This is a genomic window from Kyrpidia spormannii (assembly GCF_002804065.1).
Classification (GTDB): Bacteria; Bacillota; Bacilli; order Kyrpidiales; family Kyrpidiaceae; genus Kyrpidia; species Kyrpidia spormannii.
Map to the genome: position 1 here is coordinate 775,728 of NZ_CP024955.1, position 23,010 is coordinate 798,737.

The 23,010-nt window shown below is 59.2% G+C and carries 25 protein-coding genes; 17 read left to right on the forward strand and 8 right to left on the reverse strand.

All coding sequences use genetic code 11. From position 1 onward, the window contains the following. Positions 1–40 precede the first annotated feature (40 nt). Both CVV65_RS03810 and CVV65_RS03815 read left to right on the forward strand, forming a co-directional pair. Complete coding sequence (locus CVV65_RS03810) at positions 41–985, forward strand: 4-hydroxy-3-methylbut-2-enyl diphosphate reductase (protein ID WP_100667012.1); 945 nt, start codon at positions 41–43, stop codon at positions 983–985. Positions 986–1,341: 356 nt separating this feature from the next. Continuing rightward, on the forward strand, positions 1,342–1,728 hold the full coding sequence (locus tag CVV65_RS03815; protein WP_133121210.1) for a hypothetical protein: 387 nt from the start codon (positions 1,342–1,344) through the stop codon (positions 1,726–1,728). Positions 1,729–1,754: 26 nt separating this feature from the next. Here CVV65_RS03815 and queC read toward each other — a convergent pair whose 3' ends face one another. From queC to CVV65_RS03835, 4 genes are all read right to left on the reverse strand, one after another. Beyond that, complete coding sequence (queC, locus tag CVV65_RS03820; RefSeq protein WP_100669151.1) at positions 1,755–2,477, reverse strand: 7-cyano-7-deazaguanine synthase QueC; 723 nt, start codon at positions 2,475–2,477, stop codon at positions 1,755–1,757. A gap of 116 nt (positions 2,478–2,593) precedes the next feature. Continuing rightward, on the reverse strand, positions 2,594–3,250 hold the full coding sequence (locus tag CVV65_RS03825) for a radical SAM protein (protein ID WP_100667014.1): 657 nt from the start codon (positions 3,248–3,250) through the stop codon (positions 2,594–2,596). Then, positions 3,237–3,671 (reverse strand): 6-carboxytetrahydropterin synthase QueD, encoded by a 435-nt coding sequence (queD, locus tag CVV65_RS03830; RefSeq protein WP_232796703.1) that lies wholly within the window; start codon positions 3,669–3,671, stop codon positions 3,237–3,239. The genes CVV65_RS03825 and queD overlap by 14 nt, the downstream gene beginning before the upstream one ends. A 60-nt stretch (positions 3,672–3,731) precedes the next feature. After that, positions 3,732–4,487, reverse strand: a complete 756-nt coding sequence (locus tag CVV65_RS03835; RefSeq protein ID WP_100667016.1) for a tRNA threonylcarbamoyladenosine dehydratase — start codon at positions 4,485–4,487, stop codon at positions 3,732–3,734. A gap of 94 nt (positions 4,488–4,581) precedes the next feature. On the opposite strand from CVV65_RS03835, the gene CVV65_RS03840 reads away from it, so the two are divergent. The 4 genes from CVV65_RS03840 to CVV65_RS03855 are packed head-to-tail and all read left to right on the forward strand — an operon-like array spanning position 4,582 to position 6,807. After that, complete coding sequence (locus tag CVV65_RS03840) at positions 4,582–4,932, forward strand: arsenate reductase family protein (RefSeq protein ID WP_157935364.1); 351 nt, start codon at positions 4,582–4,584, stop codon at positions 4,930–4,932. 47 nt (positions 4,933–4,979) lie between these two features. Then, positions 4,980–5,198, forward strand: coding sequence for a ferredoxin (locus CVV65_RS03845; protein ID WP_100667017.1), 219 nt, complete (start codon positions 4,980–4,982; stop codon positions 5,196–5,198). A gap of 44 nt (positions 5,199–5,242) precedes the next feature. Next, on the forward strand, positions 5,243–5,803 hold the full coding sequence (gene thpR, locus CVV65_RS03850) for an RNA 2',3'-cyclic phosphodiesterase (protein ID WP_100667018.1): 561 nt from the start codon (positions 5,243–5,245) through the stop codon (positions 5,801–5,803). Between the two features lie 41 nt (positions 5,804–5,844). Beyond that, positions 5,845–6,807 carry an AEC family transporter gene (locus tag CVV65_RS03855; RefSeq protein ID WP_232796704.1) on the forward strand — a complete coding sequence of 321 codons (963 nt, stop codon included), beginning with the start codon at positions 5,845–5,847 and terminating at the stop codon, positions 6,805–6,807. Between the two features lie 58 nt (positions 6,808–6,865). On the opposite strand, the gene CVV65_RS03860 is transcribed toward CVV65_RS03855, so the two are convergent. Both CVV65_RS03860 and ftsW read right to left on the reverse strand, forming a co-directional pair. After that, positions 6,866–7,798 carry an MBL fold metallo-hydrolase gene (locus CVV65_RS03860; RefSeq protein ID WP_100667019.1) on the reverse strand — a complete coding sequence of 311 codons (933 nt, stop codon included), beginning with the start codon at positions 7,796–7,798 and terminating at the stop codon, positions 6,866–6,868. A gap of 122 nt (positions 7,799–7,920) precedes the next feature. Then, positions 7,921–9,075 carry a putative lipid II flippase FtsW gene (gene ftsW / locus CVV65_RS03865; protein WP_100667020.1) on the reverse strand — a complete coding sequence of 385 codons (1,155 nt, stop codon included), beginning with the start codon at positions 9,073–9,075 and terminating at the stop codon, positions 7,921–7,923. Positions 9,076–9,199: 124 nt separating this feature from the next. Between ftsW and CVV65_RS03870 the strand changes: the two genes are divergently transcribed. The 9 genes from CVV65_RS03870 to CVV65_RS16680 all read left to right on the forward strand — a co-directional run bounded on the left by CVV65_RS03870 (position 9,200) and on the right by CVV65_RS16680 (position 18,869). After that, positions 9,200–9,844, forward strand: coding sequence for a DUF1802 family protein (locus CVV65_RS03870; protein WP_100667021.1), 645 nt, complete (start codon positions 9,200–9,202; stop codon positions 9,842–9,844). Positions 9,845–9,994: 150 nt separating this feature from the next. After that, on the forward strand, positions 9,995–11,419 hold the full coding sequence (gene glnA, locus CVV65_RS03875; protein WP_100667022.1) for a type I glutamate--ammonia ligase: 1,425 nt from the start codon (positions 9,995–9,997) through the stop codon (positions 11,417–11,419). Positions 11,420–11,594: 175 nt separating this feature from the next. Continuing rightward, on the forward strand, positions 11,595–12,161 hold the full coding sequence (locus CVV65_RS03880; protein WP_100667023.1) for a YdcF family protein: 567 nt from the start codon (positions 11,595–11,597) through the stop codon (positions 12,159–12,161). A 78-nt stretch (positions 12,162–12,239) separates the two neighbouring features. After that, on the forward strand, positions 12,240–12,704 hold the full coding sequence (locus tag CVV65_RS03885) for a YwhD family protein (RefSeq protein ID WP_100667024.1): 465 nt from the start codon (positions 12,240–12,242) through the stop codon (positions 12,702–12,704). Between the two features lie 17 nt (positions 12,705–12,721). Beyond that, positions 12,722–14,200, forward strand: a complete 1,479-nt coding sequence (locus CVV65_RS03890) for an aminotransferase class I/II-fold pyridoxal phosphate-dependent enzyme (protein ID WP_100669156.1) — start codon at positions 12,722–12,724, stop codon at positions 14,198–14,200. A gap of 97 nt (positions 14,201–14,297) precedes the next feature. Next, positions 14,298–16,244, forward strand: a complete 1,947-nt coding sequence (locus tag CVV65_RS03895; RefSeq protein ID WP_100667025.1) for a spore germination protein — start codon at positions 14,298–14,300, stop codon at positions 16,242–16,244. Further along, complete coding sequence (locus tag CVV65_RS03900) at positions 16,241–17,332, forward strand: GerAB/ArcD/ProY family transporter (protein ID WP_100667026.1); 1,092 nt, start codon at positions 16,241–16,243, stop codon at positions 17,330–17,332. The genes CVV65_RS03895 and CVV65_RS03900 overlap by 4 nt, the downstream gene beginning before the upstream one ends. A gap of 2 nt (positions 17,333–17,334) precedes the next feature. Beyond that, positions 17,335–18,666 (forward strand): Ger(x)C family spore germination protein, encoded by a 1,332-nt coding sequence (locus CVV65_RS03905; protein ID WP_157935365.1) that lies wholly within the window; start codon positions 17,335–17,337, stop codon positions 18,664–18,666. A 26-nt stretch (positions 18,667–18,692) separates the two neighbouring features. Further along, complete coding sequence (locus CVV65_RS16680) at positions 18,693–18,869, forward strand: hypothetical protein (protein ID WP_157935366.1); 177 nt, start codon at positions 18,693–18,695, stop codon at positions 18,867–18,869. A gap of 4 nt (positions 18,870–18,873) precedes the next feature. Here the strand turns inward: CVV65_RS16680 and CVV65_RS16505 are convergent, their stop codons facing one another. Further along, the gene (locus CVV65_RS16505; RefSeq protein ID WP_198592122.1) at positions 18,874–19,599 is read right to left on the reverse strand and encodes a manganese efflux pump; all 726 of its coding nucleotides are present in this window, start codon (positions 19,597–19,599) and stop codon (positions 18,874–18,876) included. Between the two features lie 189 nt (positions 19,600–19,788). Between CVV65_RS16505 and CVV65_RS03915 the strand changes: the two genes are divergently transcribed. Together CVV65_RS03915 and CVV65_RS03920 are read left to right on the forward strand one after the other, a co-directional pair. Next, complete coding sequence (locus CVV65_RS03915) at positions 19,789–21,060, forward strand: HD domain-containing protein (RefSeq protein ID WP_100667028.1); 1,272 nt, start codon at positions 19,789–19,791, stop codon at positions 21,058–21,060. A gap of 220 nt (positions 21,061–21,280) precedes the next feature. Beyond that, positions 21,281–22,510, forward strand: a complete 1,230-nt coding sequence (locus CVV65_RS03920; protein ID WP_100669158.1) for a glycosyltransferase family 2 protein — start codon at positions 21,281–21,283, stop codon at positions 22,508–22,510. Between the two features lie 86 nt (positions 22,511–22,596). Here CVV65_RS03920 and CVV65_RS03925 read toward each other — a convergent pair whose 3' ends face one another. Next, a complete protein-coding gene (locus tag CVV65_RS03925) occupies positions 22,597–22,929 on the reverse strand; it encodes a YunC family protein (protein WP_100667029.1) in 333 nt (110 codons plus the stop codon). Between the last annotated feature and the right edge of the window lie 81 nt (positions 22,930–23,010).

Below are 23,010 nucleotides of genomic sequence, written 5' to 3' on the forward strand. Positions count from 1 at the left end.
AAGGCCGGGGATCGGTTGTGGAGGGAGAGGGGGATTCGGGGTGGAAGTGGTCAAGATTGCGCCCCGGGGATACTGTTACGGCGTGGTCGATGCGATGGTCTTGGCCAAACGGGCGGCGGATGATCCTCACTTGCCCAGGCCGATTTATATTCTCGGCATGATCGTTCATAACCGCCATGTGGTGGAAGCTTTTGAACGCGAGGGCGTGATGACCCTGGACGGGGGGGATCGCCTGAGCTTATTGGAGAAGATCGACCGGGGAACGGTGGTGTTTACCGCCCACGGTGTGTCCCCGGAGGTGCGAAAGCGTGCCGTTGAAAAAGGGCTTACGGTGGTGGACGCCACCTGCCCCGATGTGATGCGTACCCACGAACTGATCCGGGACCGGGTGGCCAAGGGCTACCAGGTGATTTATATCGGGCGACGGGGGCATCCGGAACCCGAGGGGGCGCTGGGCGTGGCGCCGGGCCGGGTTCACTTGGTGGAGAATGTCCAGGATATTGAAGAGCTGGATCTGCCTCCGGGTCTTGTGCTGGTGACGAATCAGACCACCATGAGCCAGTGGGACACCCGGGAGCTGATGGAGCGGGTCAAGGAGCGGTTTCCCCAGGCCGAGGTCAAAAATGAAATTTGCCTGGCCACCCAACTTCGCCAAGAGGCGGTGGCCGAGCAGGCGAAAGGTTGCGACTTGGTGGTGGTGGTGGGCGACCCCCGAAGCAACAACACGGCGCGATTGGCTCAGGTGGCCGAAGAAATCGCGGGCGTGCCGGCCAAGCGGGTGGCGGATGTCACCGAGTTGGACATTGCCTGGCTTCGCGGGGTGCGCCGGGTCGGGGTTACCGCTGGGGCATCGACTCCCACCCCCATCACCCGGGAAGTAATCGCTTTTCTGGAACGGTTTGATGAAAAGGACGACTCCACCTGGGTGCCCGTCCGTACGGTGTCTCCGGACCGCCTGCTCCCAGTGGGGCGAAGAGAGCCCTGAATTGGAACAGGCGGCAGGAAATTGTCTGACCGAAACTTCATTTACGCCGTCTGGTTTGCTGTGATTTACTATGGCCGGACGGCTTTTTTCGTTTTGGTGTGAAATCTTATAAGAATATTTACAAAAAATCAATCGGCCAGTCGGCAGGATTTTGGGTTCAAATCGCGAATATATCACCTACCCGAGTGTTAAGGTCGTTTCGCCAACCAAAGGTTCTTGCCCCCTAGAGTCGGTGTAATCGTCAGAATATATCGGTTTAATTTGAGCCAACTCCAAACGGCCGTGATTCGTCGGGTGTCACAGAGGAGGGCATTACGGGAAGGATGGCAGCTTCCCAGCCAGGGGGAGTGGGACAGGTGAGGTGTTGGGCCGACATCCGGGGAGACATTGTCGTGTTCACCCTCGAGGAAGCGTTTTCCGGTCAAGTGCAGCCTCGCCCGCCGGTGTCTCCCGAGGTGTCGAGAGCGATGCCCGGGCGTTCGGGGGTGCTCATTCATGCAGTGGGTGGAGTGGGCTTGAACCAGATCGGGGGATGTATCGATGTCCTCAATATTCACGCATACGTGAAACAGATCGACGCACCCCGGCTGGCCTACGTGGCCACCGATGTGCGGCAGTTAACGGCGTTTATGCGGGTGGCCAAAGCTTGGGGGCTTCACGGGCGAGCGAGCTACTTCAATCATATGGCGGACGCCTTGGAGTATCTGGGTTGTGCGTCTGTCCGCGCGGTGATGACCGCATAAGACGCCTGGGTTTGGTCGGGCCGCCCTCAGTTGGGGCGGCCCGCTTGCCATGCAATGGGAACGGCGTACGGGATCGGGTCGACGAGGCCGGCCTCCCGGAATCCCTGGATGCGGAGCCGGCAGGAGTCGCATACTCCGCAGGCGGGAACCGTTCCCTGATAGCAGGAATGGGTCAAAGCGTAGGGCGCTCCCAGCTGGGATCCCCAGCGGATAATCTCGGCCTTGGTGAGATGTACCAGGGGAGCCTTGAGGCGGATCCCGGCGCCCTCGCTTCCGGCGACGGTGCCCGTATCGATGACTCGTTGGAACGCCTGGAGAAACTCCGGCCGGCAGTCGGGGTAACCTGAGTAATCCAAGGCATTGACACCGATGAAGATGGCCCGGGCGTCTATCCTCTCGGCGAAGGAAAGGGCCAGGCTGAGAAAGACGGTATTCCGCCCCGGCACGTAGGTGGAGGGGACGCCGGTTCCGATTTCCTCCAGGCTGCGACCGACGGGGATCGATTGATCCGGGTCGGTCAAGGAAGAACCGCGGATAAAGTTTCCCAGGTCGACCACCCGGTGGCGATCGCCCACGCGGTAGTGGGCAGCCACCTGTTTTGCGGATTCCAGTTCCACCGCGTGTTTCTGCCCGTAAGAAAAGGTGATGGGATAAAGTTCATACCCTTCGTGGTCGGCGATGGCCATACAGGTTGTCGAGTCCAACCCCCCCGATAAAATCACCACCGCCCGGGGGGCCCTATGTTCCAAACCGAGGTTTGTCGGCTCCTGCCACGGTGCCCACGAAGGGCTTTGCGGCTCCACCTCCGGGGAAAAAGCGGGGCGGCCGGTCGCCGGTCGGGTTTCTCCTTCTCTTTCTCCCATGGTTATACCCCCCTCTTTCCGGGTTCCCACAGCCACTTGTGCAGTTGTACTTGTAGTCTGACATCCCACTCATCTTGGAGAATCCACTCCGCCAGGGTACGAGGCTCCAACACGCCGTACACGGGGCTGAACAACAGCCGATACCCCCGCTCCGGGCTGATTTCGTACCGGCGGATGATCTCTTTTGACCAGAGATAATCCTCTTCGTTGCCCACCACAAACTTGATTTCGTCCCGCTCGGGGACAACTCGTTTCAAATTGTCGAAATCCATGTAGGTGTGCATGTCTGAGGAAGGCACTTTGATGTCAAGGACGAACCGTTGTTTTGGCCGCAGTTTCACCCGCTCGATATCGATGGAACCGTCGGTCTCGATCGACACCTCGTAATTATTTCCTCCGAGCAGATCCAAAAGTTGTTGCAATTCTTCCCGAGGTTGAATCAGCGGTTCGCCGCCTGTCAAACACACCCGACGAACGCCGTATTCTTCAATCCGCCGGAAAATCTCTTCGGGGGTCGTCCGAGTGCCCTCAAAATAGGCGTAGGTGGTGTCACAGTACGAACAGCGGAGATTGCATCCCGTGAAGCGCACAAACACCGTGGGCAGCCCCATGGAGGAGGATTCGCCTTGAATGGAGAAAAAGAGTTCATTCAGTTTCACGTCTGATGATATCCTCCCTTTGTACTTCGGCATAGCTGGTGGGAGTTTCCCACAGGCGCACCCGTTCGAGGTTCACATCGGTGGCCAGGGGAGTCTGCCGCAGGGCTTTGGCGAGCTCTTCATAGAGAAACACCACGAGATTTTCCGCCGTGGTGTTGAAGGGAACCTCGTCGTTGAGATAGCGGTGGTCGAACCGCTCAAGGACCACCCGCTCAACCAGGGCTTTAATCTCATTAAAATCAATGACAAGTCCCCGGGGATCCGGGTGTCCTTTGATCTCGACCTCCAAACGATAGGTGTGTCCATGCAATTGGGCACATTTTCCCTCGTAGGCTTCGAGGCGGTGTGCGGCATCAAAGGTGAATTGTTTCACAACGGAAACCGGTAGCGCACGGTAACGAAGCGGGTTCTGTGCAACCACGATACCCACCTCCCTTTCCATGATAGCCTGTGTCGAGTCTTTCGTCCATATGTGAACCCTCTAGATGGGCCAGCCGAGAAGATCCCTCACCACCACGCTGGCCAGGATCATCCCGGCCACCGGGGGAACAAAGGCAAGACTGGCCGGGGGCATGGCGGACTTTCTCGTACGGGCGGCGGCCCGCTCTTCCGGGGTCAACATCCGGGCGAGCACGTCGAGCCTCGGTTCCCGCGGCTGTTCATCAGAACAGACGACGCGTACCCCGGAGACGATGCCGCGCTTGCGCAGTTCACGGCGCACGACCTTGGCGATGGGATCCACTCGGGTTTCCGATAGATCCACCACCCGAAACCGCGTCGGGTCGATTTTGTTTGCGGCTCCCATGCTGGAGACCACGCGGACATCACGCCTGATGCAGGATTCGATTAAGTCGATTTTGGCGCTGATCGTATCCATGGCGTCCACCACGTAGTCGGGTTGGTGGCGAAACAGCGCTTCCTCGTTATTTCTGGCAAGGCGCGTCTGTACGGTAACGACGTCGCACCCGGGGTGGATGCGGGCGATCCGCTCTTTCATGACTTCGACTTTGGGACGCCCGACCGTGTCGATCAGGGCGGGGATTTGCCGATTGATATTGGTAATGTCCACGGTATCGGGATCGAAGAGGATCAGGCGACCGATACCGGTGCGCGCCAAAGCTTCCGCTGTAAAGGAGCCGACGCCGCCCAAACCGATGACCGCCACGGTGCTCTTGGCCATGACGTCAAGCCCTTCCGGGCCGATGACCAACTCCGTTCTGGAGAATGAATGCAGCATTGATTCTCTCCTTTGCCCATCCCACCCCGAAGGCCCGGGCGGTTTGAGCCTGTCCGGGGGCGTGCTATACTTAAACCGGGGGAGGGTAGGGCTGATGGTGACGTTTCTAGGATATCCGAGATGCGGCACCTGCCGCAAGGCCAAAGCGTGGTTGAGCGAGCAGGGCGTGCGCTTTGTCGAGCGAGACATTGTGAAGCATCCTTTGAACCGAGAGGAACTCGGTTCTCTGGTGGCGGCGGCGGGGGTCGCCCCGGGTGAGTTGGCCAATCCCAAGGGCACGCGGTATCGGGAACTCGGGCTCAAGGATCAGACTCTGAGCGACGAGCAGTGGTTGGCGCTGCTCAGTGAGGAGGGAAAGTTGTACAGGAGGCCGATTCTGTGGACCGACCGTGGAGTGGTGATCGGTTTCTACCCCGATCGCTGGGTCGAAGTGCTGAAAAACTGAACCGGGTCTCGGGTATGCATGGTTGTAGAAAGATGAGGAGAACGTGAATGCCGAAGACTTGGGTGGAACGGGAGACGTGCATTGCGTGCGGAGCGTGTTCCGCGGCCTGTCCAGAGGTCTACGGAGAGGACGAGGATGGGTTTGCGTTTGTGAAGTTGCCCGGGGGCCGGGAGGGCTTCGTGGAAATTCCCGAAGAGTACGTGGCGGACGCCCGGGATGCTTTTGAAGGGTGTCCGAGCGAATCGGTGAAATGGCAGGAGGACTGATTCCGCCCGGCCGATGATCCCGGGGAATGTGAGGGGGTGATGAGGTGGGCAGGTATTTTTGGGGGATCGGCCTCCCGGAGGAAATCGGGGCGCGAATCGAGGCGTGGGCGGCGGACCAAGGGGCGGCCATTCCGGTCAAACGGTGGTATCATCGCAGGCAGTTTCATATCACACTGCTTTTTTTTGGCGATCTTATCGATGACAAGCTGGATTCGGCCGATGGAGCGGCCCGGGAGACGGCTAAAAAAACGGCCCCTTTTGACCTCGTCCTCGGGAGCCTTGGGACGTTTAACCGGAGTAAGGTCGTTTGGCTCGGAATCCGGCCCAACCCGAACTTGATGGCCCTGCGACAAAGCCTGTGGGAGGCCGCCACCGCCCTGGGGGCTTCGGGTAACGACCGGCCTGCTTATCGTCCCCACCTCACCTTGGGCCGCCTGTCCCTCCCCTGGGAGCCAGCCGGCTCCCGGGCTCCGGATACCGAGGAGCTGGCGGGGATTTCCTTCCGGGTATCGGAATTTCATCGCTATGAGTCGAGGCTTTCCCCCGCCGGTCCGGATTACCGGGCGGTGAGCAGCTTCGGGTTCCAGGCGGACCAAAATGACTAAAAAGAACACGGGGGAAGGGCGCGAACGGAGCCGAAGGACCTATGAGGAATCCGTGGCATCCGTTTCGCGGATTTTGCTGCCAGCCTGGGAGGGAAGAAAGTCTGTTCATCCATGTGACAGTTCCCGTCATCCTGATTATCGGAATCGGTTACTTATTCGGGCGTTACGGTGCAACGGATTTAACGGCTATATCAAAATTCTCCATATCCGTGTTAAGCCCGGCGTTGATCTTTAGTTTTTTAGCTCGTAATCCACTCACCCTCGGACAGATGGCGGAAATGACGGCCGCCGTGTTGTTGTTTACCGCCGCCATGGCAGGTATCACTTGGCTGGTCATCCGGGTCCTGGGGATGAAGACATTTTTGATGCCCGCGTTGATGACCACAGTGTTTCCCAACACGGGGAATTACGGTCTTCCCATCTTGCTTTTCGCCTACGGGCAAGAAGCTTTTTCCTTGGGCGTCATTATTGTGGTGTTGAACTTTGTCCTGATGTATACGCTGGGCGTCTATTTTGCTTCCTTGGAGCAGTCCGATTGGCGGAGGGCCGCGGCCGATGTGTTCCGCCTGCCCACCACCTATGCAGCTGTGGTGGGCCTTGCCGTGAATGTGCTACATATCCCCATTCCTGATTTTATTTATGATCCGATCAAGATGATCGGAGATGCAATGATTCCCGTTGTGATGTTGATTTTGGGAATGCAACTGGTCCACGTCAAACCCAGGGGAGACGTTCTTCCGGCGGCGGTATCCAGTTTGGTTCGGCTTCTCGCGTCCCCGGCCGTCATGGTCGGTATCTGCTATTTGCTCGGCATCGGCGGCTTGACGGCGAAGATACTGGTGGTGCAGAATTCCATGCCCACGGCGGTGATTATGACCATGATCGCCGCCCAGTACCGAACCCGCCCGGATTTTGTCGCCGGCACCACATTTTTGTCCACCGTGATAAGTTTTGCCACCGTAACCGGGCTCTTGTACGGGGTGAATTGGCTGTTTGGTTCGTGAGGCGGTATTCAGAAGAACGGGGGAAGAGACGGGACACCCGTCTTTTCCCCAGGAGGATTTAGCGATTCGAATACCAGTGGAGTAATCCCATGGCATTGAGAAGCATGTCATCGTCCAGGAATGCGTCAGTGCGGGGGGTACCGACTGTTTGTTTCATATCATCCAAGGCGAAAGATTTCAGGTGACGAGCCATCTCTGCAAGGGCGATGTCCGGCCGATACACCTTCTCGGTCAACTGGGCTACAGCGTCCACCAACCGCTCGGTTTCGTCGAACACCCAGTCCACCGCATCGGTGGCGCCAAAATGGCCTAAGAACACTTTGGCCGGTCGCAAAGATCGCAAAAGGGCCACCGATTCGTGCGTTGCATTAGGATCAAAATCCACCGGGGTAGTGGTCGGGAACAAGTAGTCCCGGTCGAGTCCGGTCAACTTCCGATGATAGCGAATCCCCGTCGTGTCCCCGGTGAACACCCCTCGACTCACCGGGTCAAAAATGCTGATATGGTGTTTCGCGTGTCCAGGGGTGTGATAAAAGGTTAATTTCCGGCTGCCGAGGTCGAGGGTCCCTCCGTGATCCGCGGCGATGAGGCGATCGGCGGGAACTGGGAGAACCTCCCCGAACAAAGACTCCAGTCTGTCCCCGTAGACGGCCCGGGCGCCGGCCACCAGCCGGGTGGGGTCTGCCAGGTGGCGGATCCCCCGGGGGTGAACCACCACTTTGGCCTTCGGACAGACAGCCGCCAGACTACCGGCGCTCCCGGCGTGATCCAGGTGGATATGCGTGAGGAGGATATAATCAATCGCGTCGAGCGACAGACCCACCTCCTGGATTCCAGCAGTGATTTGCGGTAGAGATAGACTGCCTCCGGTTTCAATGATGGCGTTTTTTTCTCCGGGAAGAATGTACGAACCCGTGCGGCCGGACAAGCCGCGTTCCATCAGATCCACCATCCAGATTCCGTCTCCGAGATCGAATAATGAGCGGTTCAACAGGCAAGACTCCCTTCCGTGGTAAAATCCGCGCGCAGGTCAAAGCGCGGCGACCGGGCTGGGCGTACGGGGTCGCCCGCCGACAGGTTACCTTCATTGTACCACGGCCACCCTCCCGTCCTTTAACCCGAAGCGGGCCGCCGGTTGGGACCTGGAGAAGTGTAGGCGGCCTCCGGCACCTCCCCGGTGCGGGTATACCTCGAAATGTTTAACAGCATCCCCGAAGCGGCCAGCTTGATCAACAAGGAACTACCCCCATAACTGATGAAGGGAAGCGGGACTCCGGTGACGGGGAGGATTCCCGTCACCGCCCCGAGGTTAATGAAAGTGCTCAGTCCGATCATGGCCGTGATGCCCCCGGCGGTCAAAGACAAAAAGCGATCCGGAACATGCAGGGAAATCCACAACCCCCGCCAAACGTACAGGGCAAAGAGCGTCACCAGGGCAATGGCCCCGATGGCACCCAGCTCCTCGGCGATGACGGCGAAGATAAAATCTGTGTGGGATTCAGGGAGCCACAGATATTTTCCGATTCCATAACCGAGCCCCCGCCCGAACCACCCGCCGGAGGCAAAGGCGTAAAACGCTTGGATCATCTGGTAGCCGTCCCCGTGGGCGTCTTTCCACGGGTTGAGAAACACTGTGAGCCGGGCCAGGCGATACGGTTCGAGCAGGATCAACAGGCCGATTCCCAGGCCGCCGGCCGCGACCAGGGCGGCGAGGTACCGAAGCGGTGTGCCCGCCAGAAATAATAAGGAAAACACGGTGCCCATGATGATCATCCCCGTTCCGAGATCCGGTTCGAGCATGATCAGCATGAAAACCACAAACGCAATGACCAGGGGCGGCATCATGGACCGCCGGAATTCCATGAGATGATGCTGGCTCTTATCGAGAAGATAGGCGCTGTACAAGATGACCGCCAGGCTGGCCAACTCCGAAGGCTGGAGGTTGATCGGGCCCAGATCCAGCCACCGCCGGGCGCCGTTGACCGAGGTTCCCACGTGGGGGATGGCCACCATCACCAACAGTAAAAGGCTCACGACGAAAAGCGGCTTAGTCAATCGCCGAAGCCCCTGGGCACTTTGTTTCATGAACAGAAACAGGAGGATGAACCCCAGCCCCGCCCAAATGCATTGGCGCACAAAAAAATACGACGCCTGCCCGTACAGGGTGACCGCTGTCACGCTACTCGCGCTGTAGACCATGGTCAGGCCTCCACCGACTAGACACAGGATGAGAAAAAACAACAGAAAATCCGGGCGGTGTCTCTGCATCCTCGGCTTCCCTCCCCGTTCCCTGTCTCTACATTCGACGCCGGGACGAACAGTTCCTGTTGTTTGCCCTGGATTTCTGCGCTGCCGTATAATGGGGCCAGAACGGGGAGGAGGTGCGGTTTGCGTGTTAAAGGTAAAGGAATATACTCCGATCTCGTCCTCGGACGGCGTTATGCATCGTGACGCCGGGGTGGCGGACGGATTGGCGTTAAAAGAGTGGGCGGTGGCGATTCGGGCTCTGGACGCAGGGGATCAAATCCTCCTTTTGCGAAAAGGAGGGATCGTCGAGGAAACGAAAGATTTTCGCGTCCGGGGGACGAGCTTTTTTCTATATCCCACCTATGAGCATCAGAAGAAAGAGTTGGTGAAACCTGGGTGGCACAGGCAATTAGAAGAGACCCTCCGGGACAGGGAAGTGCCACCCACAGAAGTGGAAATTACCCACGCCGCCCGGGTGGTGGAAGATATTGAGCTACAAGATGAGGCGGCCTTGGCCAACCTCGTCGATTTGCACATCTGGACCGAAGACTACGCCAGCCAGCGCCTGCACTGGCGCCCCTATAAGCCTTTGCACGTGTTGGCCGTGCGGGTTTATCGTTTGGATGAGCCCCGAATCCTGCCGGTGCGGGAGACTTATCTCGGGTGCACGTCTTGGATCCGGCTTGAAGATCAGGTGTCTTCCCGGGGAGTCCCGGTTCTCGGTGACCAGGAGTTTCGGGAGCGGCTGGAGGCCGTACATCGGCGGGTGGGGTGGGCCGGTACGCCGTGACGAGCTCCGACGCTCCTTTTGTCGGTGCTTCTCGGCAGCGCGGCAAAAAAATTTCTTAGCATGTGTGTTAGATTATCTAACACAAACAGTTGACCTTTCTTTCACTCCCATCGTATAATAGCCACAACGTTGGGAATGGGAGAGAGGAAGATGACTGTACAAGACGTGTTGGATTTGATCCGCGACAAAGGGATCAAAATGGTCGATTTTCGCATTGTGGACGTCCCCGGTCGGCAGCATCATGTGACGGTCCCGGCGACCCACGTGGACGAGGAGACCCTGCGGCGGGGCTTGCCTTTTGACGGGTCCAGCATCCAAGGGTTTCGGGGGATCGAAGAAAGTGACATGGTCATGCGGCCGGACCTGGATACCGCCTTCGTGGATCCCTTCACCAAGGTCCCCACTCTGAACCTGATGTGCGATGTATACGAACCGAGCGGTATTCGGTACGATCGGGATCCCCGGTTTATCGCCCAGAAAGCCGAGGCGTATCTCGAACGAACGGGAGTGGCGGACAGGGCGTATTTTGGTCCGGAATTAGAGTTTTTCGTTTTTGACGACGTGCGGTTCGACACCGGGCAAAACGGCGCGTTCTATGCGGTGGATTCCGAGGAGGGGATTTGGAACAGCGGAAAAAGCGGGGAAGCGAATCTGGGCTACAAGATCCGCAACAAAAGCGGATATTTTCCCGTGGCGCCTTCGGACACCCAGCAGGATCTGCGCTCGGAGATCGTTCTCGCATTGGAGGAAGCCGGGCTTCCGGTGGAGCGGCATCACCACGAGGTCGCCACCGCCGGGCAGGCAGAGATTAACTTCCGGTTCGATACGCTCACCAAAACGGCGGATCATGTCCTGTTATACAAGTATATCGTCCGGAATGTCGCCCGGAAGTACGGAAAGGTCGCCACTTTCATGCCCAAGCCCCTCTTTGGCGACAATGGGTCCGGGATGCACGTCCACCAGAGCCTCTTCCGGGGTGAGGTGCCGCTGTTCTACCAGGAAGGAGCCTACGCCAGCCTCAGTGAGACGGCACTGCAGTACATCGCCGGGATTCTTTATCACGCTCCGGCTATTCTCGCTTTCTCGAATGCGAGTACCAATTCGTACAAGCGATTGGTCCCCGGGTTTGAGGCTCCAGTGAACCTGGTGTTTTCTCAGGGCAACCGCAGTGCCGCTATCCGGGTCCCCGTGGCGGGGGTTACCCCGAAAGCCGCCCGCATCGAATTCCGGACGCCAGATTCGACTTCGAACCCTTATCTGGCCTTTGCCGCTATGTTGATGGCCGGGTTGGACGGCATCCAGAAAAGGATGGATCCCAAAGCTCTGGGTTACGGTCCTTTGGACAAGAATATCTATGAATTGTCTCCGGCGGAGAAGGAAGGGATCCGCAGTGTGCCCGGATCTTACAGCGAGGCTTTGGCGGCGCTTGAGGCGGATCACGAGTTTCTCCTGGCGGGAGACGTGTTCAGCGAAGATTTCATTCACAACTGGATCGAGCTGAAAAAGACCAGCGAAGTCGAGCAGGTGGCCATCCGGCCGCATCCGTACGAGTTTTACCTTTACTTCGATCTATAAAACCCAAGTGGAACCGGTGTACAAACCGGCATCGTCTTGCGCAACGGCACCTGGGGTGGGAGAGGCAGAAGCGGCCTTTCTCGCCCTTTTTGTTTTCGGCTTTCCCGGGTCCCATTTCCCTTGCGGGTTCCATATCATGATAGCGTGAGCGCAAAGGGACTGGGGAGGGAGCGCCGTGTGGGCGGCGTTGGCAGCGGCCGTTTTCATCGGTTTTCCGCTTGGCCTGAACATGCGCGGAGTGCTTTATCGGCCGCGCCCGGCGGACGTATTGCTGATCCTCGGGGCCAAAATAAAGGGGACAGAGCCGGGCGCCGCGCTCAGGGCCAGGTTGGAAGCCGGGTTAGATCTGTACCGCCGCGGTTATGCCCCCCGGATTCTGGTCAGCGGCGGGCAGAGGCGCCCCGGAGTCCCCAGTGAGGCCGATGTGATGGCAGACTACCTGCGGGTTCGGGGGGTTCCACCCCGGGGGTTGATTCTCGAGGATCTTTCGTCAGATACGGTGGAGAACCTCCTGTTCTCCAGCCGCTTGATGAAAATTCACGGATGGCGCCGGGCTGTGGTGGTGACCAGCGCCTATCATCTCCCCCGGGCGCTCTGGCTGGCCAGGCTCTCGGGCTTGGACGCCTCGGGGTACGCCCCGGCCACCGCCGACGTCCTCGGCACCTGGATGTATGCCCTCCGGGAGATTCCCGCCTTCTGGCGTTCCTATCAAAAGTGGAAATGGTTGCAGGGCCGGGAATGAGCCCGGTATAATACACTATACCGTACTTGGAATGCTACAGGTGCCGGCCGGAGCGGCGCGACAAAGGGGGGAGCCCGGGTGGAAGAGTTGGAGTTGACCGGACAGCCACGACACAAAACGCCGGACGAGCTCAGCGGTTTGACGGCCGTGATTATCGATGGCGAGAACGTTTATGTGGACAAGGGGGCACTGCACGCCAAGAGCCGGGTGGAGCGGGGCATCTCATTCTCCGACGATCCGGCCCGGCGCGGGCAGGGCCGGCGGGTGGCGGTGGCATGGGTGTCCTTGGGGCGCAACGAGGAACATCAACCGTGCATCCACGGGCTGGGCGCCTGTGAGATGTGGGTGAACGAAGGAGATCAAACCGGCTATAAGCGGCTGGCGGAACACGTGAATCAGATGGATCAGGCGGTCAAAGGACGGGTGAACGTGGATGTTCTGGGTTCAGAGGAACGGCGGCGATTGGCAGACTTTTTTGCCGAGAATCACCGGGATGTGTGGGAGGCTTCGCCGGCGTCCTTGCGGGATGCCTTGCTGAGATGAAAATGGAGCGGGACTCTTTGGACCAGGGGTCGACGCCTTTGTTCACCGCCTTGATGGAGCACGCCCGGCGTCGGCCTCTCCAATTTCATATACCCGGACATAAGGCGGGGACCGGGGCGGATCCGGAATTTCGGGAGTTCCTCGGGGATGCCGCCTTTTCCATTGATTTGATCAACATTGCCCCCCTGGACGATTTGCACCACCCAGAAGGGGCGATTCGAGATGCCCAGCGGTTGGCAGCCGAGGCTTTTGGGGCGGATCATACATTTTTTTCTGTCCAGGGAACCAGCGGCGCCATCATGACGATGATCATGGCGGTGTGCGGCCCGGGGGACAAGATTTTGGTCCCGCGCAACGTGCACAAGTCGGTCATGTCCGCCATCATTTTGTCCGGGGCCCATCCGATTTTTATGCCGCCGGAGATCGACGAGCGGATCGGCATCGCCCACGGCGTCAGTGTGTCCACCGTTAGAACGATGTTGAATTGGCATCCCGACGCCCGGGCGGTGTTGGTGATCAATCCGACCTATTACGGAGTTGCCGCCGATCTTCGCGCCATCGTGGCCCTTGCCCACGACCGGGACATACCCGTCTTAGTCGACGAGGCGCATGGGGCCCATATCCATTTTCATGAAGATCTTCCGATATCGGCCATGGACGCCGGGGCGGATATGGCGGCTACCAGCGTCCACAAGTTGGGCGGATCGCTGACGCAAAGTTCGGTGCTCAACGTCCGGGAAGGGCGGGTGGATCCTCGACACGTACAGGCCGTCCTCAGCATGCTGACCACCACGTCGACGTCGTACCTGTTGCTGGCCTCCCTGGACACGGCCAGGCGCCAGTTGGCGGTGCGAGGGCGGGAATTGATCGCCCAGGCGCTGGATCTGGCCCGGGAGGCCCGGGAGCGGATCAATCGGATCGAGGGCCTGTATTGTTTCGGGGAAGACGCCCTGAAAGGTTCGGCGGCCGTGGCCTACGACCCGCTAAAACTCACCGTGTGCGTCAAGGATTTGGGGATCACCGGATACGACGCGGAGCAGATCCTCCGGGAGCGGTTCGGCATCGAGGTGGAACTGAGCGACCTGTACAACATTCTCTGTATTGTCTCCCCGGGGGACGGGGAGGAGGAAATGAGAGCGCTTGTCGAAGCCCTGGAGGCTTTGGCGGCGGAGTTTCGCCCCCAGATCGGCCAATATCCCGTGGAAGTGAAAACCCCGGTGATGCCTCTGCTTGCCATGACGCCGAGGGAGGCGTTTTATGCCGAGACCGACACCGTCTCCCTCCAGGATTCGGTGGGACGGATCTTCGCGGAGATGTTGATGGTCTATCCCCCGGGGATTCCAATCCTGGTACCCGGGGAGATCGTTACCGAGGCCAGTCTGGAGTACATTCGCGAGCATATGAATGCCGGTCTGCCGGTGCAGGGCACCGATGATCCCGAGGTGCGCCGGGTGAAAGTTGTCCGCCGCCCGGTGGAAGAACTCCTTCGCATATAAGAACACGGGTATCAAAAAAACTCTCCAGTCCATGGCTGGGGAGTTTTTTTGTCCCTTGGGGAATACTACCGGTGCTGTTGGAGGAGGTGTTCGGGCGTTGGATTTCCGGCGGTGGGTGAAGCGGCTGTTCACCGTGGACGATTCGATTCTGGATGCCACCTTTTCCCTGGGAGAACGTGAAGACGTCATGAAGGGACCGGGTGGGAATTCCGGGGGCGACGAGGACAAAAGCGAAGGCAAACCGGACAAACCCATGAAGGTTCGGGGAGATGACCGGGACAACGAACAGAAGCCGGTGAGTCCGCAAAAACCGATCCCCTTGTCGGAATGGGCCAAAAAGGAAGGAAAAGGGGAATCCTCCCGGGGGGGATCCGAGTCGGACGCCGGGGACGACCCGATCCCCGCGTCCCTCGACTCACTAGAAGAAATGCTGAACAAGACCTTTACCCTCCCGCAGAACAAGGATATCATCGTCCGCCATCTCAGCATCGGTCTTCCCGAACCCCGGCGGGCCCTGCTTGTCTTTGTCGACGGCCTGGTGGATAAAGTCGTCATCAACAATTTTATCCTCGAACCTCTTATGCTTCTGGCCTCGGTCCGGCCGGATACCGATCCCGGGACGGGGGATATGGAGCGGGTTTTGCGCACCTTGGTCCCCGGCAACCAAGTGGAGCGGGTCACCAAATTCCGCAATGCTGTCAAGCAGTTGCTCATGGGCAACAGCGTCCTGTTTATCGAAGGCCTCGGCGAAGGGCTGGCGGTGGAAACCAAAGGCTGGGACACCCGCAGTGTCTCCGACCCGAAGTCCGAGCAGGTGATTCGGGGTCCCCATGAAGCGTTCACCGAGAATTTTCGCACGAACACCGGCCTGATCCGAGCGCGGCTGCGCTCCCCCCGACTGGTGACCGAAATCATCCAGGTCGGGCAAACCACCAAGAACGACGTGGCCGTGATGTATTTGAAGGGCGTGGCCAACCCCAAGCTGGTGGAAGAGGTCAAGCGCCGGGTCAACGGGCTGAGTTTGGATGCGTTGATCGACAGTGGGCTTTTAGAGCAGTACTTGGAAGACCCGCCTAGCACCCTGTTCCCGAAAATCCTCTCCACCGAACGGCCGGACCGGGTGGTGGCGTTTCTCGTGGAGGGGCACGTGGCATTGCTGGTGTCCGGCAGTCCCTATGCTCTCGTTGTGCCTCTCAGTTTTTGGTCTTTGCTCCATACGCCAGAGGACGCTTATCTTCGCTGGCCTTTCGGGTCTTTCATCCGGGTGATTCGGTTTGCGTCCCTGCTCATCGCCGTCCTCCTCCCAGGGCTATACATCGGCGTGGTGAATTACCATCCGGAAATGATCCCTACGGACTTGATGATGGCCATCGCCGCCTCAAGAGAAACGGTCCCCTTTCCGGTCATCGGCGAGGTACTCCTCATGGAGTTGGCCATTGAGCTGATTCGGGAGGCGGGCATTCGGATTCCTTCGGTGATCGGCCCGACCATCGGCATCGTCGGGGCATTGATTCTGGGGCAAGCGGCCGTCCAGGCGGGCATCATCAGCCCCCTGCTGGTCATCGTCGTGGCCGTCACGGCCTTGGCCTCTTTTACTACGCCTAACTACAACCTTTCCTTCGCCGTGCGGGTGATGCGATTTTTCTTCATCGCCCTGGCGGCGGGCTTCGGTTTTTACGGGGTCACCCTGGGGCTGGCCGCAGTTCTGGGGAACTTGGTCAGCGCGAAATCCTTCGGCGTGCCACTCATGTCGCCGGTGGCGCCCCATCGCCATTCCAATCCCGACATTGTCCTGCGCGGTCAAGCCTATGAACAGGAGCTGCGCCCCGAGTATCTGCGCACGGGCGATTCGCGCATGCAGGAACCCATCAACCGCCGGTGGGATGCGTGGAGCCAGGCCATTCGACCGCAGCCTACCAAGGAGGGACCGCGGGTGGAAGATACCGGGGCCAAGCGGCGAAAGGACGATTCCGGCGCAAGGGGGCAGGGCGAGGATGGCGGAAATGGCGAATCCGGTGGAGAAGGCGGGGGGAAAGACTCATGATGCACACCGGGTATGTCGGCTCCAAGGAAGCCAGGAGCTTTTTGGCTATTGTTTTTTGTGCGTCGATTGCCTTGACACTCCCTCAGGATCTGGCATTGTCGGCCGGCCGGGCCGGGTGGCTGTCCATGGTGATCGCCCTTCTCGTGGCCCTTTTGGCCTGTACGCTATTCTCCCGCATCGTCGAGTTCGCCCCGGGGGATTCGGTGATCACCATGGCCGGACAGTGGTGGGGGAGTGCAGGCCGGTGGATTGTGGGCGTGATTTTGTGGGGATATTTCGTCCTCATCACCGCTTTGGTGACCCGGGCTTTTGTCGAGGCGGTGATCGGCACGATTCTGCCCAGGACCCCGGCCCACGTGGTGATGTTTCTTTTCATGGCCGTCACCGTGTATATCGCTTACTACGGGATCGAGACTCTCAGCCGGCTGTCCCAGCTGGTGGCCGTCGTACTTTTGGTGGGATTTTTACTTCTGTTGGTCGCGGATCTGGGCTGGATGGATCATCGTTATTTGTATCCCGTGCTCGGTCCAGGTCTTGGCACGGTGGTGGCCGCGGGTGTGGCAAAGTCCTCGTATTTTTCCGAGCTTGTCCTTTTGGGGCTTATGTTCCCCAGCATTCGGGTCGTTCGGGATAGCGGCCGCATTGCCCGGGGCGCCGTATGGATTGCCGGAGTGTTGATGATCCTCATGGTTTTGGGGTACACCCTGTCCTTCCCTCCGCCGTCCGGGGCGGACAACCCGTTTCCTTTTTATCAATTGGCCCGCTTGGTGTACCTCGGCCGTTTCATTCAACGCATGGAAGCCATCTTTGATGTTCTCTGGGTACTGTCCGCCGTCATCTATATTGCCGCCGGGTTGTGGGCTGCGACGCAAAGTTTGGCGCAAGCGGGCGATTTGCCGGTCTACCGGCCTCTGGTGTTTGCGACGGCCGCCCTGGTGTACGGAGTGGCTTCTCTGCCCGCTGATTATGTGCAGACCGCCGACCTGACCAATCGTTATCTGCGTACCTGGGGATGGGTCATGTTGCTGGGCCTTCCGGCGGTGCTATGGGTCGGGGCGGTCATCAGCCGGCGCCGAAGGGAGGGGTAGAGGTGCGGCGGTGGTGGTGTTTGGCGATGATGGCCGTGGCTTGTCTACTTGTCAGTGGTTGCTGGGACCGCACGGAATTGGAGGAAGAGGGGTTCGTCCCGAGTTTTGCCATCGATACGGGGCCTGCTCCGGGGGTGTACGTTTACACGTTTCGCATTGCCGTTCCCCGGGAAATGAGCGGCCCTTCGAGTTCCCCGGGAGGAGGGGGTGGTGGGGGAGGAGGCGGGGAGACGGAAAAAGGCAGCAAATCGGTGAGCGTTGTGGCCAGAAGCCTCGGGGAGGCTATCAATTTGGTGAACAGTACGGTAGAGCGGCGGTTGGATTTTGTTCAGTGCCAATATGTCCTTTTCGGCGAGGGCGTCGCCCGGGAGGGAGTTTCTCCCCACGTGCTTGATCTCCTGCGGTTCCGGCAGTTCCGGCGGACCATGTTTGTGGCGGTCGTCCGGGGCAGAGCGGCGGATTCGTTTAAGGAAAACAAGCCCGTGTTGGAGAGCTCCGTCACCCGGTATATCGAGGGGTTGCAAAGGCTGAGAACCTTTACGGGGATGGTCCCCGTGGTGCAGCTTCATCGCTTTGCCCGGGCGATGGATACGGATTCCGAAGACGCCTTTACTTCCGTCCTGGCGATCAATCAGGCGGTGAAAGCCCAGGACCGCAGCAAGGCGTCCCAGAAGCCCGGGGCGAATCAAGGCGGTGGAAAGGAATCTGAGAGCCCGGATGAAAAGGCTCGTAGCGAGCAACAACTGCAGAATCCCTCGGTGAATTTTGAGGCGGGTGGAATGCAGCGGGTGGGGGGCAACCCCGAGGAGTTTCCGGGTGCTGCGGTGTTTCGGGGGGACCGCTTAGTGGAGATTCTGGATGGTCAGGAAGGGAGGATGCTGTTGGCGCTGCGCGGGGAGTTGGCCCACGCCTTCCTGACGTTTCGCGTCCCCCAGGGTCGGTTCACGGTGGAAGTCCAGCAGCACGAAGGGGGACCGGCGATGAGTTACAACTTGGCGGGGGGGCGCCCCGTGTGGCGCATTGCCCCGGAGTTTGACGTCGACCTGGTCAGCGCCGTGGGGAATTTTGACACCCGAAGCCACCAAGGGCTGTCTCAGTTGCGCCAATGGGCGGAGCAGGAGTTTAATCGCCAAGCGGAACGACTGGTGGCCAAATTGCAGCGGGACGGGTCGGACGCTCTGGGCCTGGGGCTTTACGCCCGAAAAGATTTTCTCACCGATGCTGAGTGGCAGAACTATCGGTGGCCGGAACGCTATCCTCAATTCTCGATTCAAGTGCAGAGCCGGTTTGTGATCCGCCGGGTGGGCAATCTGTTGACGTCCAAGAGGATCTGATGGAAGGCACAAGGGAGGGACAGAGGGTGCTCCTGAAATGGTTGATCGCCGGGGTGATCCCTTTTGGGGTGCTGGTGTATACGTTTAATCTCAGTCGGTGGCTGTGGAGGCGGGGGCTGCGCTCGGGGGCGGTGGGATCGCTGGTCGTCGGCGTTCTGGGATTCGTGCTGTCGGTGTTGGGGGCTTGGCGCCCCTGGGAGTAAAGAGTCAAGAGAGACACTCATAGACCCCCAGGAGCACGAGGAGGATTCCTGCGATGAAATGCGAGTATCGTCCGAACCAATGCTGCCCTGCATAGTGGCCAATGCGCACGCCGAGGTCTGTGAGCACGTAGCTGAATACAGCGGTCAGGACCGCGGCTCCGGCGGCAGAAAGATCGGTCAGGCCGGCTGCAAAGCCTCCCGCCAGGCAGTTGATTCCCAGGGCAATTCCCAATATGAGCGCTTCCTTCCAGGAGATCGACCCACTTCGGTCAGCGTCCGCGGAGACCGGTGTGCGAAAAACGGCGAACACCGCCGGAGGCTCTGCGCTGGCCGAGGACGTGGACGCTGCCGTTCGCCGGGCTTCCGGGCGAGGTGAGGTCCGAAAGGCGTGGGGATCCACGAGGTTCCGGCACTCTCCGGTCTCAAGAGGGGTTTCAGGCTCGTTCGGCGAGTCTTTGTCCGGCGGGGTCTGTCCTCCGGATCGAACCACCCAAACCCCGATGGCGATGATGATCACCCCACCAAGAAGATTGGCCATCTGCCTGGGAAGGAACAGGGCCACGGTGCGGCCGCCATACGCGGCGAGGCCGGTGGCCAAAGCGGCCATTCCGGCGATTAGGGCGTTCGACGTCCAAGGCAGTCTCACCCGTTTGAGTCCCAAACCGATGCCGATCCCGAGGTTGTCGAGATTCGATGCCAGGGCCAGGACCAGGAGTGCGATCCATTGCACGGGAAAGCCCCCTTCCTGGGTGTCTGCCCACAAGATATGAAGGAGACCATCGGGGGGTTCCGGCACGGGAAGATGCCTATGATTTCGGAAACGTGGCGCTTCTTTGGTGCCGCCGGGTCGACGGGAAGGCGCCGAGGTGGTAACCTGTAGAGGCGGGCTTTGTCTGATGGCGATGTGGGGGACGGGCGGATGGAGCAGGTAAAAGAAAAAGTGTTGAAAGATCCGGTCCACAATTACATCCGGGTGAGGGATCCATTCATCTGGCGGCTGATTAACACCCGGGTTTTTCAGCGACTTCGGCGGATTCGACAGTTGGGGACTTCCTTCTTGACGTTCCACGGCGCCGAACACAGCCGGTTCACCCATTCCCTTGGCGCGTACGAGACCATGCGCAAAGTTGTCGAGCATTTTATGCGGAATTACGGGTGGACCCCCGGGGAGCGAACTCGGCTGTTGGCTTTGGCCGCGGCTTTGCTTCACGACATTGGGCACGGGCCTTTTTCCCACGCCGTGGAACCGGTGACAGGCCAGCGGCATGAGGGGTGGACCGTTCGGCTGTTGCGGGAAGAAGCGGAATTGCGGGCAGTGCTCGACGATGTGGATGACCGGTTTGCCGAAGACGTGGCAGGGGTCATCACGGGGGAAACTGATTTTCCGCTCCTGCACCAGCTGATCACCGGCCAACTGGATGTGGATCGCATGGATTATTTGCTTCGGGATGCGCTCTATACCGGGGTGGCGTACGGGCAGTTTGAGTTGGAGCGGTTGATACGCGTCATGATTCCAGGACGGGCTGAGGTCTTGGTTCGGCCGAGCGGACGCCTCACCGTGGAGCAATACATGTTGGCCCGGTATTTTATGTACGCCCAGGTGTATTTGCATCCAACGACGGTGGGGTCAGATCTTCTGGTGCGGAAGATTGTGGAAAGGGCGAAAATGCTTCGCCGGGAAGGGGTCTTAAAAGATGTACCCCCTTTGTGGGATTCGTGGATGAGCGGCCTGGAGGATCCCGGGGAATTGTCCATCGAGGCCTTTCTCGGCATGGATGACGCCGTGTTTTTGGCCGGCTTGCCCGGATGGGAGCGCTCCGGGGATCCGATACTCTCTGACCTCGCCGGGAGGTTGCTCCATCGGCGATTGTTTGAATCGGTGCCTGTGGCCGAATGGACTCCAGAAGTGGAGCGCTTGGTCCGGGAGGCGTTTGTTCAGGCCGGGCTTGATCCGGACAGTTACGCGGGCTTTGTTCACGTGAGCATCGATGGCTCCGGGAACCGGGAACCCGTGTGGCTCTCGGACGGGGGCGGCAAGTGGGTGAATTTCTTTGAACAGTCTGTGCTTCTTCGGAATCTGCCGCCCATTGCGGTAAAACGTTTGTACTTCCCGGGCGACTTGGTGGAGTCTGGGGGGGATCGGGCGGCGTCCCTCCGCAAACTCCTCGTTTCCTTGTCCCACGAAGGCTGAGGGTGAACACGCGTCCCGGGCTCTCCATATGTCTCGGGTGCGGGCCTGGTCAAGGGGGGTTGTGTAAGATTTTCCGCCCGTGGTATAGTGGGTGAGAACTGAGCTGTCTGTGTCATACTATGCCCTGACGGCGCTGGCTGGCCGAAGGCGGCGGTGTCGCGGGGACGGCCCTGCGGGGACGGGAAAAGAGAGGGAGTCGTGGATGGATTTTGTACACACAATGACGAACGGCTTTTTCATCCTCCTCCAGGTGGTGGCGGCGGTGGTGGGCATGTACCAAGTCGTCCTGTCGCTGTTTGGACTGCGGCGCCGCCACAGGACGAAGGAGCATCCACCGACGAAATCGTTTGCTGTCCTCATCGCGGCACACAATGAGGAAAAGGTCATTGCTCCGCTCATTGAAAACTTGAAGCATCTGGACTATCCGAAGGAACTGTACGATGTCTTCGTGATTTGTGACAACTGTACGGACCGGACCGCCGATATTGCTCGGGAAGCCGGGGCGATCGCCTACGAGAGGTTCGAGCCGGAAAAACGTGGCAAGGGTTATGCCATTGAGTGGATGTTGGGGCAGTTGTGGAAACGGCCCCGAGAGTACGATGCCGTGGTCATGTTTGACGCGGACAACTTGGTCTCGCCGAATTTCCTGCAGGTCATGAATAACAAGTTGTGCGAAGGGGCCAAGGTGGTTCAAGGGTATTTGGATGTGAAAAACCCCTTTGATTCCTGGGTGAGTATTTCTTACGGATGTTCCTACTGGTACACGAACCGCATGTGGCAGTTGGCGCGGTACAACCTTCGTTTACCCAACGCTTTGGGTGGAACCGGGGTCTGCGTAGAGACCGCGCTATTGAAGGAGATCGGCTGGGGGGCGACGAGCCTGACCGAAGATCTCGAATTCGGAGTGCGCTGCGTGATGCGCGGGGTTTACCCGACCTGGGCCCACGATGCCCGGGTGTACGACGAAAAACCACTGACTCTCAAAGCATCGATGCGCCAGCGGCTACGTTGGATGCAAGGGCATTTTGATTGTTTCCATCGGTATTTCTGGTCATTGTTGCGGGAGAGCCTGCGAAAACGCAATTTGGCCATGTTCGATTCGGCGCTCTATCTGTTTCAACCCATGCGGATGTTGATCGTGCTCTTGACGACGGGGATGTTGTATTTTCAAGTGTTCTCCCCGGGTTTCTTTGAACTCACGAACATCAGCACGCTGTTCCCGAACTGGTTCTGGGTCAGCATGAACATTTTCTTGTTCGGGCAGCTGCCCCTTGCCATGCTGTTGGAGAGAGTGCCTTTGAAGGCGCTGTTGGGCTTGGTGATTCTTCCCGTATTTACGTTGACCTGGTTTCCGGTGACGACAGCGGCTTTCTTTACTCGCAAGAATCGGGTGTGGGACCATACGCTACATACCCGGGCGATTCGCTTGGACGAGATCCGGAGCCGATAGGATTCTTTGACGGCCCGCCACGGTGCGGGCCGTCGGTGTCGTCCCGGCAGGGGGTAACGTCGCTTTGGCGAGGCGGACGGGATGTGCTACACGGTTTTTCCAGATGCTTTTTCCCGGGCCAACAGGAGAGCGATCGCGGTTCGTCCGCTGATCCCGGGATGCCAACCGACGGCCGCTGCGGCGTCGGTTACTTGTTCTAAAGGAGCTGCCAGGAGCTCTTCCAGGGTTCTTACGCCAACCGCCCGTCCGGCGATGATCTCCCGGTTTCGCAGGCGGGTGTTGAGCAGGGATACGTCCAGTGCACCGCACATGATGTATCCCGTAGCGGTGGTGACGGCGAGAAGATTCGTCTTTGGGAGGGCGATCTGGACAGCGATGGCGGTTCCTTCATCGAATGTCAAAGGCTCCACACGGATCACGGTTATGCCTCCCCCGTTGGGATATTTCCCACCGAACCATTCTATGGTCGGGCGACACCCTGAGGTGACGGCGGAAGGCTA